General features: G+C 37.6%; 17 protein-coding genes and 1 pseudogene. 14 read left to right on the forward strand and 4 right to left on the reverse strand.

Annotation, left to right across the window (positions count from 1 at the left end):
• Positions 1-2: 2 nt before the first annotated feature.
• The 13 genes and pseudogenes from efeB to E7C97_RS05135 all read left to right on the forward strand — a co-directional run bounded on the left by efeB (position 3) and on the right by E7C97_RS05135 (position 12351).
• Positions 3-1216 (forward strand): annotated as a pseudogene (gene efeB / locus E7C97_RS05075) (iron uptake transporter deferrochelatase/peroxidase subunit).
• The gene (locus E7C97_RS05080) at positions 1191-2879 is read left to right on the forward strand and encodes an FTR1 family protein (protein ID WP_316108354.1); all 1689 of its coding nucleotides are present in this window, start codon (positions 1191-1193) and stop codon (positions 2877-2879) included. Before efeB ends, E7C97_RS05080 begins: the two are co-directional and overlap by 26 nt.
• Positions 2879-3610: a twin-arginine translocase subunit TatC gene (tatC, locus tag E7C97_RS05085; RefSeq protein WP_316108355.1), complete on the forward strand. Its 732-nt coding sequence runs from the start codon at positions 2879-2881 to the stop codon at positions 3608-3610. Before E7C97_RS05080 ends, tatC begins: the two co-directional genes overlap by 1 nt.
• On the forward strand, positions 3594-3761 hold the full coding sequence (locus E7C97_RS05090) for a twin-arginine translocase TatA/TatE family subunit (protein ID WP_000512114.1): 168 nt from the start codon (positions 3594-3596) through the stop codon (positions 3759-3761). The genes tatC and E7C97_RS05090 overlap by 17 nt, the downstream gene beginning before the upstream one ends.
• 337 nt (positions 3762-4098) lie before the next feature.
• Complete coding sequence (locus E7C97_RS05095; protein WP_004252727.1) at positions 4099-4806, forward strand: 2-C-methyl-D-erythritol 4-phosphate cytidylyltransferase; 708 nt, start codon at positions 4099-4101, stop codon at positions 4804-4806.
• 2 nt (positions 4807-4808) lie between these two features.
• Positions 4809-5831, forward strand: coding sequence for a ribitol-5-phosphate dehydrogenase (locus E7C97_RS05100; RefSeq protein ID WP_316108356.1), 1023 nt, complete (start codon positions 4809-4811; stop codon positions 5829-5831).
• A 12-nt stretch (positions 5832-5843) separates the two neighbouring features.
• Positions 5844-6713, forward strand: a complete 870-nt coding sequence (locus tag E7C97_RS05105) for a phosphotransferase family protein (RefSeq protein ID WP_316108357.1) — start codon at positions 5844-5846, stop codon at positions 6711-6713.
• Positions 6703-7581 carry a DMT family transporter gene (locus tag E7C97_RS05110; protein WP_074324689.1) on the forward strand — a complete coding sequence of 293 codons (879 nt, stop codon included), beginning with the start codon at positions 6703-6705 and terminating at the stop codon, positions 7579-7581. Before E7C97_RS05105 ends, E7C97_RS05110 begins: the two co-directional genes overlap by 11 nt.
• Before the next feature lie 12 nt (positions 7582-7593).
• Positions 7594-8283: a sugar phosphate nucleotidyltransferase gene (locus E7C97_RS05115; RefSeq protein ID WP_316108358.1), complete on the forward strand. Its 690-nt coding sequence runs from the start codon at positions 7594-7596 to the stop codon at positions 8281-8283.
• 248 nt (positions 8284-8531) lie between these two features.
• Complete coding sequence (locus E7C97_RS05120) at positions 8532-9332, forward strand: dihydroorotate dehydrogenase electron transfer subunit (protein WP_049504995.1); 801 nt, start codon at positions 8532-8534, stop codon at positions 9330-9332.
• A 10-nt stretch (positions 9333-9342) separates the two neighbouring features.
• Positions 9343-10281, forward strand: a complete 939-nt coding sequence (locus E7C97_RS05125; RefSeq protein WP_049504996.1) for a dihydroorotate dehydrogenase — start codon at positions 9343-9345, stop codon at positions 10279-10281.
• Between the two features lie 65 nt (positions 10282-10346).
• Positions 10347-11258: a bifunctional riboflavin kinase/FAD synthetase gene (locus tag E7C97_RS05130; protein ID WP_301559986.1), complete on the forward strand. Its 912-nt coding sequence runs from the start codon at positions 10347-10349 to the stop codon at positions 11256-11258.
• 127 nt (positions 11259-11385) lie between these two features.
• Positions 11386-12351: a hypothetical protein gene (locus E7C97_RS05135; protein WP_316108359.1), complete on the forward strand. Its 966-nt coding sequence runs from the start codon at positions 11386-11388 to the stop codon at positions 12349-12351.
• Positions 12352-12585: 234 nt separating this feature from the next.
• On the opposite strand, the gene E7C97_RS05140 is transcribed toward E7C97_RS05135, so the two are convergent.
• From E7C97_RS05140 to nrdH, 4 genes are all read right to left on the reverse strand, one after another.
• Positions 12586-13353 (reverse strand): DeoR/GlpR family DNA-binding transcription regulator, encoded by a 768-nt coding sequence (locus E7C97_RS05140; RefSeq protein WP_000917594.1) that lies wholly within the window; start codon positions 13351-13353, stop codon positions 12586-12588.
• Between the two features lie 128 nt (positions 13354-13481).
• Positions 13482-14444, reverse strand: a complete 963-nt coding sequence (gene nrdF, locus E7C97_RS05145) for a class 1b ribonucleoside-diphosphate reductase subunit beta (RefSeq protein ID WP_049526102.1) — start codon at positions 14442-14444, stop codon at positions 13482-13484.
• Positions 14445-14616: 172 nt separating this feature from the next.
• Positions 14617-16776 carry a class 1b ribonucleoside-diphosphate reductase subunit alpha gene (gene nrdE / locus E7C97_RS05150; RefSeq protein WP_316108360.1) on the reverse strand — a complete coding sequence of 720 codons (2160 nt, stop codon included), beginning with the start codon at positions 16774-16776 and terminating at the stop codon, positions 14617-14619.
• Positions 16777-16844: 68 nt separating this feature from the next.
• Entirely contained in the window at positions 16845-17063 is a 219-nt protein-coding gene (gene nrdH / locus E7C97_RS05155; RefSeq protein ID WP_016465794.1) for a glutaredoxin-like protein NrdH, read from the reverse strand.
• 362 nt (positions 17064-17425) lie between these two features.
• Between nrdH and E7C97_RS05160 the strand changes: the two genes are divergently transcribed.
• On the forward strand, positions 17426-17508 hold an 83-nt coding region (locus E7C97_RS05160; protein ID WP_316108361.1), incomplete at its 3' end, for an HPr family phosphocarrier protein.

A 17508-nucleotide genomic window follows, 5' to 3' on the forward strand; every position in this document is an offset into this window, starting at 1 on the left:
ATATGACAAACAAGGGCGAAAAATTTTTTGAACAAAAAATGGACCGTCGAGAATTTCTAAAAAAGCAGGTATTGGAGGTGCTGGTCTCGCACTTGGTCTCTCCGGTGCTTCTGCTTTTTTCGCACCTAAGCTTGATGGTCAGGAGAAAATCTCGTACGGGGATGAAAAGATAGCCTTCTATGGCAAACACCAAGCTGGCATTACAACTGTCATGCAGAAAAACATTTATTTTGTGGTTTTAGATTTGCATACAACCGACAAAGAGAAAATCATCCAGTTATTTAAAGATTGGACGGATTATAGTGCCAAACTTGTAGAAGGAGAATTGGTTAAAAAAGATGGTAACAATAGCCTCTTGCCTCCAAGTGATACTGGAGAAACAGTTGGGCTTAATCCTCATCGTTTGACCCTGACTTTTGGAGTTTCGGCTAGTTTCCTAGAAAAAATGAAACTAGAGAACAAACGTCCAAAACTTTTTAGAGATTTACCTGCTTTTCCAAAGGAACAGTTACGAGAAAAGTACACGGGTGGAGATATCGTCATTCAAGCTTGTGCAGATGACGAGCAAGTTGCCTTTCATGCCGTTCGCAACCTTATCCGAAAAGGAAGAAATGCAGAGACACTTCGTTGGAGCCAATCTGGTTTTGCAGCTATCGGTAATCGTATGGAAACTCCTCGGAATCTCTTTGGTTTTAAAGACGGGACTGCTAATGTTACCACTGAGAAAGAATTTGATCAGGTTGTGTGGGCTGACAGTAAGGATTGGATGGAAAACGGTTCCTACATGGCCGTTCGTCGCATCCAGATGTTCCTAGATACTTGGGATCGAACCAATCTCGAGGAACAAGAAAATACCTTTGGTCGTTATAAAGAAAGTGGCGCTCCCTTTGGCAAGAAGAACGAATTTGATGAGGTTGATTTAAGCCTTCTTCCTGACGATTCTCATGTACGCTTAGCAAAAGAAGTGGATAAACCTCTCCTGCGTCGATCCTATTCTTATTCTGATGGCATAGATGAAAAGACTGGTCAGTTTGACACTGGTTTGCTCTTTATTTCTTTTCAAAAGGATCCGGACAGCTTTGTTAAAGTTCAGACCAATCTAGGTGCTACGGATAAAATGAATGAATACGTTACCCATATAGGTAGTGGCCTTTTTGCTTGCTTTGGTGGTGTAGAGAAGGGAGGTTACATTGGGCAGAAATTATTGGAATCCTAAAAGTATCATCCTCATCTTTGCTTGTTTCTTGCTGTTGATTTTTCCGGTAGGAGCCAAGGAAAATTTGAGTCCCTACTTTGTGAAAATAACTGATGCAACTAAAGCTGTTAAAGAAGGTAAACAAGATCAGGCAAGAAAACTAATCGATGAAATGACCAAAGACTTCGAGAAAGTCAAGAATTCTGACTCTGAAGCAGGACGTCAAGTTCAAGAAAAGTTAGCCTTAACTGGTGATATTACTGAAGACCAGCTAACTCAGATTTCTTTAACCCTTTTGACATTTGAGAAAGAGCAAAATCCAGTCGACCTTGATGCAGAAAAAGAGAAACTTGTTTCACGATTAGAACCTCGTTTTGAAGCCTTAGACAAGGCAATCGCTTCTCAAGATCTGGAAGCAGTAAGAGAAGCCTATAAAAAAATGAATTCAACCTGGACCATCAATGAAGCAGTGGTTCGCGACCATAGTACAGCTCATTATGGGCAAGTGGAAACAGCTATTTCCTTCTTGCGTAGTAGCATTGAGACTGAACCAACGAACTTTGATACTATTCAGGCATCCTTTGATGATTTGAAAACAGCCATTTCTAACTTTATTGAAGGTACAGAAGTTGCGACGACATCTTCGAATCTGACCCTAAAGGATGGAATTGATCTTTTAAAAAAGGCCTTGGCTCAATATCAAGCTGGTCAAGATAGCGAAGCAGCTGCAACCATGAAGGAGTTTATTACTATTTGGCCCACCATCGAGGGTTCTGTAAGTACAACCAATCCTTCGCTTTATACCAAGGTTGAAAGTGAAAGTCCTGTCATCATGGTTAAGGGGAAGGAAAGTGAATATCAAGAAAAGCTTTCTAGCTTGATTGCAGAGCTATCTCAAATTGATACTAGCACTTCCTATAATGCATTTGACGCCATGCTCATCTTGCTCCGAGAAGGTGTAGAAGCCCTCTTGATTGTTATGGCGCTTGTGACAACTTTGAAAGCTGCTAAGATGAGAAAGGGCCTCAAGTGGGTCTATGGTGGTGCATTTGCGGGAATAGTGGCCAGTCTTTTGATTGCCTATATCCTACAGATTGCCTTTCCAGCAGTCACCTCAGGAACTAACCGTGAAATCATCGAAGGTGCAGTCGGAATTTTTGCGGTTATCATGATGATTTTAATCGGTATTTGGCTTCATAGCAAATCTTCTGTTAAAAAATGGAATACTTTTATGGCATCACAAATGCAAACTGTCACGAAAACAGGTTCTTTCCTTTCTATGTTTGCTTTAAGTTTTCTAGCCGTATTCCGTGAAGGTGCTGAGACGATTTTATTCTATGTGGGGATTCTGCCAAGGATTTCTAGTTTTGATTTTGTCCTAGGAATTTCTCTAGCCCTCTCAGTTTTAGTCGTGATTGCCCTTGTGATGAACAAGGCTAGTCAATTTTTCCTGCCTCATAAGGTTTTCTTTATCCTGACTTGGATGATTTATGCCTTAGCCTTTAAGATGACGGGAGTCAGTATCCATGCCTTACAGTTGACAAATATGATTCCAAACCATCTGATCTCAGAAATACCAAGTATTGATATATTGGGAATTTACCCTAGTTGGGAAGGGTTAGCAGGTCAGATTCTCTTTATCCTCATAGTTTTTCTAATTACCATTAGACAGGGTGAAAAATGATGAATCAAAAGGAATTGACAATTATTGAACATTTGGTAGAATTTAGAAAGAGATTGCTAGCAGTAGTTGTTTGTTTCTTTCTAGTATTTTGCGTCTCACTATTATTTGCTGATCAGGTTTATCAATTTATCACACAAGGCTTTAGTCAGAAGTTGATCGTCTTAGGACCGAATGATATTTTATGGATTTATCTCCGTTTAGCAAGTTTGATGGCCTTTAGCCTTACCTTGCCCTTTACCGTTTATCAAGTCTGGAGTTTCGTCCGACCAGCCCTTAAAACTGAAGAAGCAGGGGCGATTTTTGCTTATATCCCTGCAACTTTCCTTTGTTTTATCTTGGGATTAGCCTTTGGGTTTTATTTTGTGACACCAGCTTTACTTCAGGTCTTGTTGGGATTAGGTGAAAACTTATTTGAAACGCAGTTAACTGCACAAAATTATCTAGCTTTTGTCTTTCAAACAACTCTACCACTAGCATTTATCTTTGAATTGCCAGTTATCATTGCTTTTTTAACCTCAATTGATTTAATTGGGCCTGGACTACTCGTTGCTTATAGACGTTATGCTTATTTCATCTTGTTAGTATTGGCTGTTATATTGACACCGGCTGATTTTATTAGTGATTTAGCGATGACTCTTCCCTTAATCCTTTTGTATGAGATTAGTATCGCTATTAGTAAATGGATTTTTAAGAGAAAAAGGAAAGGAGAAAAAGATGGGAATCTTACGTGACATCGGTGCACCAGGCTTGATCGTCATTGTCCTTGGCGCACTGTTGATTTTTGGACCAAAACGCTTACCAGAGTTAGGCGAGTCAGTAGGAAAAATGCTTGCCGAGTTTAAGAAAGCTGTTAAGGGCATCGGCGAGCAAGAAGAAAAATAAACTGAATCTTGTTGAATAGAGTTGAGAAATGTTAGTTTGGAGTTATCTCTTGCAAATATTCTCAACTCTTTTTATTTGGTTTAAGGTTTCTTTAAGTTTTCTATACTATTCTGAAGAACTCTATATTAATAGGATCGATTAGATCTTGATAGGAGAAATGAGATAATAATTTGCTTTTTTTAAAAGAAAGTGCACTAGGAAGAAATAATGTTCAGATTATGGTTTTAAAAGAGCGTTTTCTAGGCATAAAGTCTTTGTATTTCTTTCAAGATAGAGCCAGATTGTGATATAATAGTTAACAATAAGTTTTTTTAGAATGAACTAAAGGAGTATAAAAATGATCTACGCTGGAATTTTAGCAGGTGGTACCGGCACGCGCATGGGTATTAGTAACCTACCCAAACAATTTCTTGAGTTGGGAGATCGCCCAATCCTAATCCATACAATTGAAAAATTTGTCTTAGAGCCAAGTATCGAAAAGATTGTGGTTGGAGTTCACGGAGACTGGGTGACACACGCAGAAGACTTAGTTGAAAAATTCCTTCCACTCCACAAGGACCGTATCATCATCACAAAAGGTGGGGCGGATCGTAATTCTAGTATTGAAAAGATTATTGAAGCTATCGATGCTTATCGTCCAATTACGGAAGATGATATCGTGGTCACACATGACTCAGTTCGTCCTTTTATCACACTTCGAATGATTCAAGATAACATTGCTCTCGCACAAAATCATGACGCTGTTGATACAGTAGTTGAAGCCGTAGATACCATTGTTGAAAGTACAAACGGACAGTTTATCACAGATATTCCAAATCGTGCTCATCTCTATCAAGGGCAAACTCCTCAAACCTTCCGTTGTAAAGACTTCATTGATTTGTATGGTTCTTTATCAGCAGAAGAAAAAGAAATTTTAACAGATGCATGTAAAATTTTTGTCATTAAGGGTAAAGATGTAGCCTTGGCAAAAGGTGAATACTCAAACCTCAAAATTACAACAGTTACAGACTTGAAGATTGCTAAAAGCATGATTGAGAAAGAATAGACATGATTAATCAAATTTATCAACTGACAAAACCAAAGTTTATTACTATTAAATATCAGGAAGAAGAAATTGATCAAGAGAATCATATCCTCATCCGACCAAATTACATGGCGGTTTGTCACGCGGATCAACGTTACTACCAAGGTAAACGCGATCCAAAAATTTTAGCGAAAAAACTACCAATGGCTATGATTCACGAGTCTTGTGGTACAGTCATTTCTGATCCAACAGGTACTTACAAAGTTGGTCAGAAGGTTGTTATGATTCCAAATCAACCACCTATGCAAAGTGATGAGGAATTCTACGAAAATTACATGACTGGAACATATTTCTTATCAAGTGGTTACGATGGATTCATGCGAGAATTCGTTTCTCTGCCTAAGGATCGTGTGGTAGCTTACGAAGATATCGAAGATACAGTTGCTGCTATTACTGAATTTGTCAGTGTGGGTATGCACGCGATGAATCGTTTCATGACGGTATCTCACAGCAGACGTCAACGCATCGCTGTCATTGGTGATGGAAGTTTAGCTTTTGTCATGGCCAATATTATCAACTACACTTTGCCTGAAGCTGAGATTATTGTTATCGGACGTCACTGGGAGAAATTAGAATTATTCTCATTTGCAAAAGAGCTCTACATTACTGATAGCATTCCAGAGGATCTTATTTTTGACCATGGTTTCGAATGCTGTGGTGGTGATGGATGTGGACCTGCTATTAATGACTTGATTCGCTACATTAAACCACAAGGTACCATTTTGATGATGGGTGTTAGTGAGTATAAAGTTAATATCAATACTCGTGATTCATTGGAAAAAGGCTTGTTATTGGTTGGATCTTCTCGTTCTGGAAGAGTTGACTTTGAAAATGCCATCCAAATGATGGAGATTAAGAAGTTTGCCAATCGTTTGAAGAATATCATTTATCTAGAAGAACCAGTAAGAGAGATTAAGGATATTCATCGAGTTTTTGCAACGGACCTTAATACTGCCTTCAAGACAGTATTTAAGTGGGAAGTCTAATGGAGGATGATTGTGAAGGAAATCGTTAAAGAAAAGATTGCTTCTTTATTATCTGGTGACGAAGAAATTCAGAGCGTTGAACAGTTGGGTGGAATGACCAATCAAAACTATTTGGTTAAAACATCCTCAAACCAGTACATCGTTAAGTTTTTCGGTAAAGGTACGGATAAATTAATCGACCGCCAGAATGAAAAGTTCAATCTTGAATTGTTGAAAGATTTGAAATTAGATGTAGAGAATTATCTTTTTGATATTGAAGCTGGTATTAAAGTTAACCAATACATTGAAAATGCAGAAACATTAGATTCAAATACCATAAAAACTAAATTTGAAAAAATTGCTCCAATTCTACAAACGATCCATGCTTCTGGTAAAGAATTAAAAGGAGAGTTTGCTCCTTTTGAGGAAATCAAAAAATATGAATCATTGATTCAAGGGGAGATTTCTTATCCAAACTATGAAGCTGTCAGAAAATCAGTTCTTTCTTTAAAAAATGAGCTTGAGAAAATCGGAGTTGATAAGAAATCATGTCATATTGATTTGGTTCCAGAAAACTTTATTGAAGGACCAGACGGACATCCTTATCTGATTGATTGGGAATATTCTTCCATGAACGATCCTATGTGGGACCTTGCATCACTCTTCCTAGAATCTGAATTTACACCGGAAGAAGAGGCAGCTTTTCTAGCTTATTACGAGGGTGACAAGACTCCTGTTTCGAGAGAGAAAATTCGTATCTATAAGATTTTACAAGACATTATTTGGGGTCTTTGGACTATTTACAAAGAAGAAAATGGTGCAGATTTTGGAGATTATGGAATCACTCGTTATAATAGAGCTGTAAAAGAATTGCAGTCTCAGGGAGGTATTGATGAAGACTAAAAATGGAGTTTCCTTTGGACTTATATCAGGGATTTTTTGGGGATTAGGGCTAACCATTAGTGCTTATATCTTCTCTATATTTACTGACTTGTCACCTTTTGTAGTAGCAGCAGCGCACGACTTTCTTAGTATTTTTATCTTGCTAGGATATCTTCTAGTTAAAGAAGGAAAGGTACGTTTTTCAATCTTCTTGAACATTCGAAATGTCAGTGTTATTATAGGAGCACTATTGGCTGGGCCAATTGGCATGCAGGCCAATCTCTATGCAGTCAAGTATATCGGTAGTTCTTTAGCATCATCTGTTTCAGCGATTTATCCTGCGGTTTCTGTCCTTCTTGCCTTCTTTATTCTTAAGCATAAGGTTTCGAAGAATACAGTATTTGGAATTTTATTAATCATTGCAGGGATTATTGCTCAGACCTACAAGGTTGAACAGGTCAATTCATTCTATATTGGTATCCTCTGTGCCTTGATCTGTGCCCTTGCTTGGGGAAGTGAAAGTGTTCTCAGCTCATTTGCTATGGAAAGTGAACTCAGTGAACTCGAAGCACTCTTGATACGACAAGTCACCTCTTTCTTGTCCTATCTTGTTATTGTTCTCTTCTCGCATCATTCATTTGCAGAAGTGGCAAATGGACAATTATTGGGACTTTTGATTATCTTTGCAGCATGTAACATGATTTCTTACCTTGCCTACTACATTGCTATCAATCGATTGCAGCCAGCAAAAGCTACTGGTCTAAATGTGAGTTATGTAGTATGGACTGTTTTGTTTGCAGCGATTTTCTTGGGTTCGCCCCTTAATTTACTGACCATCATTACTTCACTTATCGTAATGGCTGGTGTTTATATTATTATTAAAGAATAAAGGAGAAAACGCGTGAAAGCGATTATCTTAGCAGCTGGCTTGGGAACACGTTTGAGACCCATGACAGAAAATACTCCCAAAGCCTTGGTACAAGTCAATCAAAAACCATTGGTTGAATATCAAATCGAATTTTTGAAAGAACGTGGAATTGATGACATTATCATCGTTGTCGGTTATTTAAAAGAACAATTCGACTATCTTAAAGAAAAGTACGGGGTTCGTTTGGTCTTCAACGATAAGTATGCTGATTACAATAACTTTTACTCTCTTTACTTGGTAAAAGAAGAATTAGCCAACAGCTATGTTATCGATGCGGATAACTATCTTTTCAAAAATATGTTCCGTAATGATATCGAACGTTCAACTTATTTCAGTGTTTATCGTGAAGATTGTGATAATGAGTGGTTCCTAGTTTACGGAGATGATTACAAAGTTCAAGATATCATTGTAGATAGCAAAAATGGACGCATCTTGAGTGGTGTATCATTCTGGGATGCTCCAACAGCTGAGAAAATTGTTGGATTTATTGACAAGGCATATGCAAGTGGCGAGTTTGTGGACCTCTACTGGGATAACATGGTCAAAGATAACATCAAAGAATTGGATGTTTACGTAGAGGAATTGGAAGAAAATTCTATCTATGAAATTGACAGTGTTAAAGATTATCAAAAATTAGAAAAGATTCTTTCTTCACAAAAATAAGCAACTTTTATGAACTGATACCTTACCTATTTTTACTTGACTTTTTAGGATTGATACAGTATACTAGTGAAAATTTAACCTTTAAGGGCAGTCCAGAGAGACTCACAAGGTGTCAGAGAAAAGAAGCTACAATGGAAACAAGTAAGCAAGTGCTTATTTGCTACTTTTGTGTAAATATCTTAACTGAAACCTTGCAAGTGCAAGGTTTTTCTTTATCTGATCCCCTTAAAATTTAAGGAGGAAAGGTTATGAATCCAAATTGTAAAAAACGAATGGGTGTAATTCGCTTGGAAGTTATGAGAGTAGTATCTCAGGAGGAAATCGCGCCAGCAATCTTTGAGCTTGTACTTCAAGGAGAAATGGTCGAAGCTATGAAAGCTGGCCAATTTCTTCATTTGCGTGTACCTGATGATGCCCATCTCTTACGTCGTCCAATTTCGATTTCATCAATAGATAAGGCGACTCAGCAATGCAGACTTATCTATCGAGTTGAAGGAGCAGGGACAGCAATCTTTTCAACCTTAAAAACAGGTGATAGCATAGATGTTATGGGACCTCAAGGAAATGGCTTTGATTTATCTGATTTAGACAAGCAGAATCGTGTTCTTATTGTTGGTGGTGGAATAGGAGTGCCGCCCTTACTCGAAGTAGCTAAACAACTACATGAGCGTGGTGTTGAAATAACAAGTGTTTTAGGATTCGCTACTAAAGATGCCGTTATTTTGGAAGATGAATTATCCAAATTTAGTCAGGTCTTTGTAACGACTGATGATGGATCTTATAGAATCCAAGGAAATGTATCAGTAGTGATTAATGAATTTGACACAGAATTTGATGCAATCTACTCATGCGGAGCACCTGGTATGATGAAATACATCAACCAAACATTTTACGACCATCCAAGAGCTTATCTATCACTAGAATCCCGCATGGCCTGTGGTATGGGGGCTTGCTACGCTTGCGTCTTGAAAGTACCTGATAGTGAAATAGTTAGTCAACGTGTGTGTGAAGATGGCCCTGTATTTAAAACAGGCACAGTAGTTTTATAAGGAGAGTGTCATGACTACAAATCGATTACAAGTTTCTCTACCAGGCTTAGAATTAAAGAATCCTATCATTCCTGCTTCAGGCTGTTTTGGATTCGGTCAAGAATATGCCAAATACTATGATTTGGACCTCTTGGGCTCTATCATGATTAAGGCTACAACCCTTGAACCACGTTTTGGTAATCCAACTCCTCGAGTGGCTGAAACACCTGCAGGTATGCTAAACGCCATTGGTTTACAAAATCCTGGTTTAGAAGTCGTTCTCTCTGAAAAATTACCTTGGCTTCAAAGAGAATATCCAAATCTCCCTATAATCGCAAATGTTGCTGGCTTTTCAAAACAAGAATACGCGGCCGTATCTCATGGAATTTCTAAGGCAACTAACGTGAAAGCCATTGAGCTCAATATCTCTTGTCCTAACGTTGATCATGGGAATCATGGACTTTTAATTGGACAAGATCCTGAGTTGGCCTATGATGTGGTGAAGGCTGCCGTAGAAGCATCAGAAGTGCCCGTTTACGTCAAATTGACTCCAAGTGTTACTGACATCGTAACCATTGCTAAGGTTGCAGAAGATGCTGGAGCTAGTGGACTCACCATGATCAATACCCTTGTAGGGATGCGTTTTGATCTCAAAACTAGAAAGCCGATTATTGCAAATGGGACAGGTGGCATGTCTGGACCTGCAGTATTTCCTGTAGCCCTAAAACTAATCCGGCAAGTAGCTCAAACAACTAAACTTCCAATCATTGGTATGGGAGGAGTGGATTCAGCTGAAGCTGCCTTAGAAATGTATCTGGCTGGTGCATCAGCTATCGGAGTCGGTACAGCAAACTTTACCAATCCATATGCTTGTCCAGATATTATCGAAAATCTACCAAAAGTCATGGACAAATATGGTATTGATAGTCTAGAGCAACTCCGTAATGAAGTCAAAGAAAGTTTGATCTAAGTTTTATATGCTGAATTCAGTCTAAATTGTTTTGAAAGCGCCATTTTTTTGGTATAATAAATACTATGATTATTACAGTACCTATTAAAACAGAAAAAGATATTGCAACACCAGGACCAAACGTCCTTGTACTTGGTTATTTTGATGGAGTTCATCTTGGACATCAAAAATTATTTGAAATAGCTTCTAACATTGCTGCTGAAAAGCGCCAGGGAGTAGCTCTAGTAACTTTTAACGAATCACCTAAACTAACTCTGAATCAATACTCACCTGAACACTTATTGCATATTTTGTATGCTAGTGAACGTGAGCGTAGATTGAAGAGAGCTGGAGTTGAGAGTTTGTATTTGATGGATTTCACTAGTCGAGTAGCAAATATGACTGCCCAAGAATTCATTGATACCTATGTCAAGGAAGCAAAGGCAGATACAATTGTAGTTGGTTTTGACTATACTCTTGGTTCAGATAGAAAAACAGCTGAGGATTTAAAAGAACTCTTCCATGGTGAAGTGGTTATTGTTCCACCAGTTGAGGATGAAAAGGGGAAAATTAGTTCAACGCGTATCCGCCAAGCCATTCTAGAAGGAGATGTAAAAGAAGCAGGAAAACTTTTGGGATTTCCTTTACCAACGAGAGGTGTAGTGGTTCACGGAAATGCTCGAGGTCGAACTATTGGCTTCCCGACAGCTAATCTAGTCAACTTGGATCGGACATATATGCCAGCTGATGGTGTTTATGCCGTTGACGTTGAAATTCAAAGAAAAGTCTATCGTGGTATGGCGAGTCTAGGTAAAAATGAAACCTTTGATGGCGAGGAAGAGCGTTTTGAAGTTCATATCTTTGATTTTTCTGACGATATCTATGGAGAAACTGTCATCGTTTCCTGGTTGAACCGTATCCGTGATATGGTAAAATTTGATAGCGTTGATCAATTGGTTAAGCAACTAGAAGAAGATGAAAAGATAGCTAGAAAATAAAATCAAAAATTAGTAGAGTTTGGGATTTTCTCAAACTCTTTTTAGATATGGATTAGCAATCTAAAAATGTATTTCAAAAACTAATCAATTTTGATATAATTTAATCATCAAACTAAAGGAGACACTTATGTTTAAGGAAAAAAGAAATAAAGGATTTATTTCAGGGCTAGTCATTGCACTGATTGTTTTGGCTTTGGCAGGATTGATGGGATTTTTGGGGATTAAGCATAAAAATCCCACTAAAGAATTTGCCAGTGATAGTTATTCAGGAGTTGAAGTACGAATGCCGGTTTATGATATCTATCCAGAAGTGGTAGGTGAAGTTGAAGGCGGTAGTGTAGTTTATCTTGTCCAATATAGTAAGGACGGAGATGGAAAATATGCAGTGATTGAAGCTAGCGAGAATGATGCCACAATTAAGAGTATCATGGATCAGGCTACGGCTGGAACTCTTTACGATCATCCAGCAACCATAATTGGAACGCAACTACAACCACTTGCAAACAAAAAGAATAAGTCAAGAAATAATCGTATTGTCGATTTATCGGGCTTTTTAAAGTCTATCCTTGAACCATCATCAGTTGTTTATCAAAATATGAATAGCAATCTTTATTTAAGTACGACTGAACATGCCAATGATGGCTGGATATTCATCATTGGGGTGATTTTCTTTGGAGGAACAGGAGTATTTTTAGTAGTGAGTGCCTTTCTTATTCGAAAAAAAACGATTGCTTCTCTGGAAGAAATTTATCAAGCCTATCCTGAATTGCAAGGAAATGTTGAAAATATGGCTGGTTTAGCAGAATTTTATGATGAAAATCTAAAAGTAATTCTTTATAAAAACCATCTCATCACTTACTATAAAGGAACGCAAGCTTTAGACCTAAGAGATGTAGACCATCTTTATCTTGTAGAAACGAAGATTAATAAGTCTTTGTTTTCGAAAAAAATTTATCAATTTTGTTATATCCGTAAGAATGGCAAGAAAAAACAAGATATGGTTTTGAAATCAACAAAAACAGTTCAAGAAGAGCTTGAAGAACTTTGGAGTCTTATCTCAAAAAATTACCCTGATATTCAACTTGGAGTGTAAAAAGAAAGTATCGAATTTTCGATGCTTTTTATGTTCATAACAATTAACTACTATCGTTATAGTTTTGATAAATTTTAGAGATAATTTCTTAATGCATTGTGAGGTGTTATTTTTATAAAACTTGTATGCAATATAAATCTTTACTTCTTTCACTAAGGAAATTATTGATTGAAGAATAAAAAACTAGCCATGGAATTAGTAGTAGCTACTAAATTCTATGACTAGTTGTAGAGTTTAAGGTTTTGACTTGATAATTTTAGTTTGTTTAGACAGTGATTGGAGTGTTTGGTCACTTAATTTTGAATCAGTGATAATGGTGTCGATATCTGAGATATTGTAAAATGTGAAGAAATCAAATTTATCAAATTTGCTATGGTCAGCTAGGAGATATTTTTTATTGGCATTTTCAAGTGCTAATTTCTGTGCTTCACCTTCGTCTTCACTAAAAGTAGCGATAGCATGATCCTTGATACCATTACAACTAACGAAAGCTTTTGAAAATTGCAAACTAGCGATATCTTGAAGAGTGAGAGTACCGACAAAAGCTCCTGTAATTGAACGATAATTACCACCGATTAGAATGAGATCAGTTAGCTTACGCTCATTTAGAATGAGAAATACAGGCAAACTATTGGTAACAACTCGAATGTTATCGATAGGAAGTTCACGCGCAAAGAATTCTAATGTGGTACCTGGACCAATAAAAATAGTTTCTCTTTCTTCAACTAAGTGACCTGCAAAGCGAGCAATTTCTTGTTTTTCTGCTGTTTGTAGCCCTTGTTTTTCAACGTTAGAACGCTCATTATTTAATAAGGAACCTGTTCGAAGTTTTTCAGCACCGCCATGAACTCGAACCAGCAAATCCTTATCTGCTAACTCTTGTAAATATCGTCTAGCTGTCATATCGGAAATATCAAGGCGATTCATAATCTCTTTAACAGTGATAGTTCCTTTTGTATTAACAATTTCTAAAATAGTATCTAATTTTTCTTGCTTCAGCATTGAACCACCCCCAAATCTAATATTATTTTATCATATTTTAAACAGCTAAGCAACTTAAAGAAAACAAAAATAAACAAAAAAAAACATCTAGTTTTTAAATAAACTTAGATGTTTTTTTAGGTTAGGTATTAATTTAGTCCATAGTTATAGTCATCATCCTGCATAGCTTCAACTTCACCAAGTAGATAGCCATTACCAACTTGAGAGAAGAAGTCATGGTTTGATGTACCAGTTGAAATCCCGTTCATAACGATCGGGTTGACATCGTCAGCTGAATCAGGGAAGAGAGGATCTTGCCCCAAGTTCATAAGAGCTTTATTTGCATTGTAGCGGAGGAAGGTTTTAACCTCTTCAGTCCATCCGACTTCGTCATAGAGGCTCTCTGTGTAGCCTTCTTCATTCTCATAAAGAGTATAGAGAAGGTCGTACATCCATTCTTTGAGTTTTTCTTGCTCATCTTCTGGCAATTCATTGAAACCAAGTTGGAATTTATAACCAATGTAGGTTCCGTGAACAGACTCATCACGAATGATTAATTTGATTATTTCCGCCACGTTGGCCAACTTGTTGTTTCCAAGATAGTAGAGTGGTGTGAAGAAACCAGAGTAGAAAAGGAAGGTTTCAAGGAAAACACTAGCTACTTTCTTTTCAAGTGGAGTTCCGTTTAGGTAGATTTCATTGATAATCTCAGCTTTTTTCTGAAGATATGGATTGGTGTTGGTCCATTCGAAAATCTCTTCGATTTCTGACTTAGTATTCAAGGTAGAAAAGATAGAAGAGTAAGACTTAGCATGAACAGATTCCATAAATTGGATATTGTTAAAAACAGCTTCCTCGTGAGGCGTACGAATATCAGCACGAAGGGCTTGAACACCAGTTTCTGATTGCATGGTATCCAAAAGGGTCAAACCACCAAAGACTTTTCCCACCAAGTCTTTTTCTTTGTTTGATAGTTTTCTCCAGTCGTCTAGGTCATTTGACAAGGGGATACGTGTATCGAGCCAGAACTGCTCAGTCAGCTTTTCCCAAGTTGATTTGTCGATGACATCTTCGATGGCATTCCAGTTAATGGCTTTGTAGTAAGTTTTCATTTGAAATCTCTTTCTGTGTGTAGTAATGCGATAACATAATCACTCTTATTTTATCATAATTCTATGCTATACTCGAACAAAAAGTCGGAAGCCCGACTTTTAAATTCTTACATGATTTTATCAGCAAAATACGTTTAATGGATTAAGTAAATGTAATTTTTTGAGAGTTGAATTAAATCACACAGCTCTCACATTGGTTAGCGCCGACTTCTCCACCGTCATCTGTAAAGGTACGGACGTAGTAGATAGACTTGATACCTTTGTTAAAGGCATAGTTACGAAGGATAGATAAATCACGTGTCGTTTGTTTGTTTTCTTTCTTCCATTCGTAAAGGCCTGTCGGAATATCACTACGCATGAAGAGTGTGAGTGAAAGTCCTTGGTCTACGTGTTCAGTTGCAGCAGCATACACATCAATGACCTTACGCATATCCATGTCGTAAGCAGAAGTGTAGTAAGGAATGGTTTCTGTTGACAAGCCAGCAGCAGGGTAGTAGATTTTACCGATTTTCTTTTCTTGGCGTTCTTCGATACGTTGCGTAATCGGATGGATAGAAGCAGAAACGTCATTGATGTAACTGATAGAACCATTTGGCGCTACAGCAAGGCGGTTTTGGTGATAAAGACCATCTGCTTTAACTTTATCACGAAGTTCAGCCCAGTCAGCAGCAGACGGGATAAAGATACCTTCAAAGAGTTCTTTAACACGGTCTGATTGCGGAAGGAATTCACCAGTCACATACTTGTCAAAGTAGCTTCCGTTAGCATAGTCTGATTTCTCAAAGTTATGGAAGGTAACACCACGTTCACGCGCGATGTTGTTTGACTCAATTAAAGTCCAGTAGTTCATAAGCATAAAGTAGATGCTTGTAAACTCAACCGACTCAGGTGATCCATACTCAATCAGTTGTTGGGCAAGGTAGCTGTGAAGTCCCATAGCACCAAGTCCGAATGTGTGAGCTTGGCTATTTCCATGGTCGATAGTAGGAACAGCTACAATGTGAGAACTATCAGTAACAAAGGTCAAAGCACGAACCATAGCACGGATGGAGCGACCAAAGTCTGGTGAAGTCATCATGTTGACTACGTTGGTTGAACCAAGGTTACATGAGACATCAGTCCCCATTTTAAGGAATTCTTGAGCATCGTTGATAAGACTTGGTTCTTGGACTTGAAGAATTTCAGAACACAAGTTACTCATGATAATCTTTCCATCAACAGGATTTGCACGGTTAGCAGTATCGATGTTGACTACATAAGGGTAGCCAGACTCTTGTTGCAATTTAGAGATTTCAGTTTCCAAATCACGAGCCTTGATTTTTGTCTTGCGGATATTTGGATTTGCAACCAATTCATCGTATTTTTCAGTGATGTCGATGTAGTTGAACGGCACTCCGTACTCAAGTTCTACAGAGTAAGGACTGAAGAGATACATTTCTTCGTTTTTACGTGCTAATTCGTAGAATTTATCTGGTACTACAACACCAAGAGAGAGAGTCTTGACACGAACTTTTTCATCGGCATTTTCTTTCTTAGTTGAAAGGAAGGCAATAATGTCTGGGTGGAAGACGTTGAGGTAAACAACCCCAGCACCTTGACGTTGACCCAATTGGTTAGAGTAAGAGAAGCTATCTTCGAAAAGCTTCATAACAGGTACGACACCAGAAGCGGCACCCTCATAGCCTTTGATAGGAGCTCCAGCTTCACGAAGGTTGCTGAGGGAAATTCCCACGCCACCACCGATACGTGAAAGTTGAAGAGCTGAGTTGATAGAACGTCCGATAGAGTTCATATCATCGGTTACCTGGATCAAGAAGCAAGATACCAACTCACCACGACGCGCACGGCCTGCATTCAAGAAAGAAGGAGTAGCAGGTTGATAACGTTGGTGGATGATTTCGTTGGCAATATCGATAGCAATCGCCTCGTCACCATCTGCGAAATAAAGGGCGTTAAAGAAGACGCGGTCTTCCATGCTTTCAAGATAGTACTCCCCATCATTAGTTTTCAAAGCATACTGATTATAGAATTTATAGGCAGCCATGAAAGATTTAAATTGGAAGTTTTGATCCTTAATAAATTGATGCAGTTCTTCCAAAAATTCTGGACGGTATTTCTTGATAAATGCTGTCTCAATGTAGTTATGCTCAATGAGGAAGTTGATCTTATCCGTAATTGAGTTAAAAACCATTGTATTTGGTACAACATTTTCTTTAAAGAAGGCTTCTAAAGCTTCCTTGTCTTTGTGAAGCATGATTTGTCCATTAACAGGACGGTTAATTTCGTTGTTAAGACGGAAGTAAGTCACATCTTCAAGTTGTTTTAATCCCATAAAAAATCCTTTATCTAATTACAAAAGAAAGGCTTCTAAGGTAGACATAGAAGCTTTAGTCCTGATTCTTAAGCAAGTTTTTTGAGTTTTGCTGGTTGGAACCCAGAGAAAACTTCTGTTGGTGTCTGAATAATAGGAGCAGCGCTAAAGCCGAGCTCTTTAACTTGTTCAATAAATTCAGGTTGTTCGTCAAGATTGATTTCGCGATATGTGATGTTGTTACTATCTAAGAATCGTTTGGTCATTTTACATTGAACACAATTATTTTTAGAATAAACGGTTACCATTCTGTAACTCCTTTTAAAAAAATTATTACTTTCTTAGTATATCAGAAAAAAAAACTTTGTCAACTTTCTAAAACTAAATCTTGTGTACTTGTTTTACTGATTTTACCAACAAACACAATATATAGTGTAGGATTGAAAAATAACTAAAGAAAAATCAATGATTTCATTATAGACGTCTTAATAAAAACTACATACTGTGTTTTGTTAAATTTAATAGAAGATTTTCAGCAAGTTATCTGAAAGGAAATTGAAGAAAGTCCATAAAATACTTGAAAAATATCAATGAAGGTGATATAATACTAAATTGTAAGGGTTATCAGATATGTAACTCAACAAGAAAACTATTAAAGGAGAGTCAAACTATGGCTTCTAAAGATTTCCACGTAGTGGCAGAAACAGGTATTCACGCACGTCCAGCAACATTGTTGGTACAAACTGCTAGCAA

Source organism: Streptococcus sp., from assembly GCF_032481935.1.
Taxonomy (GTDB): domain Bacteria; phylum Bacillota; class Bacilli; order Lactobacillales; family Streptococcaceae; genus Streptococcus.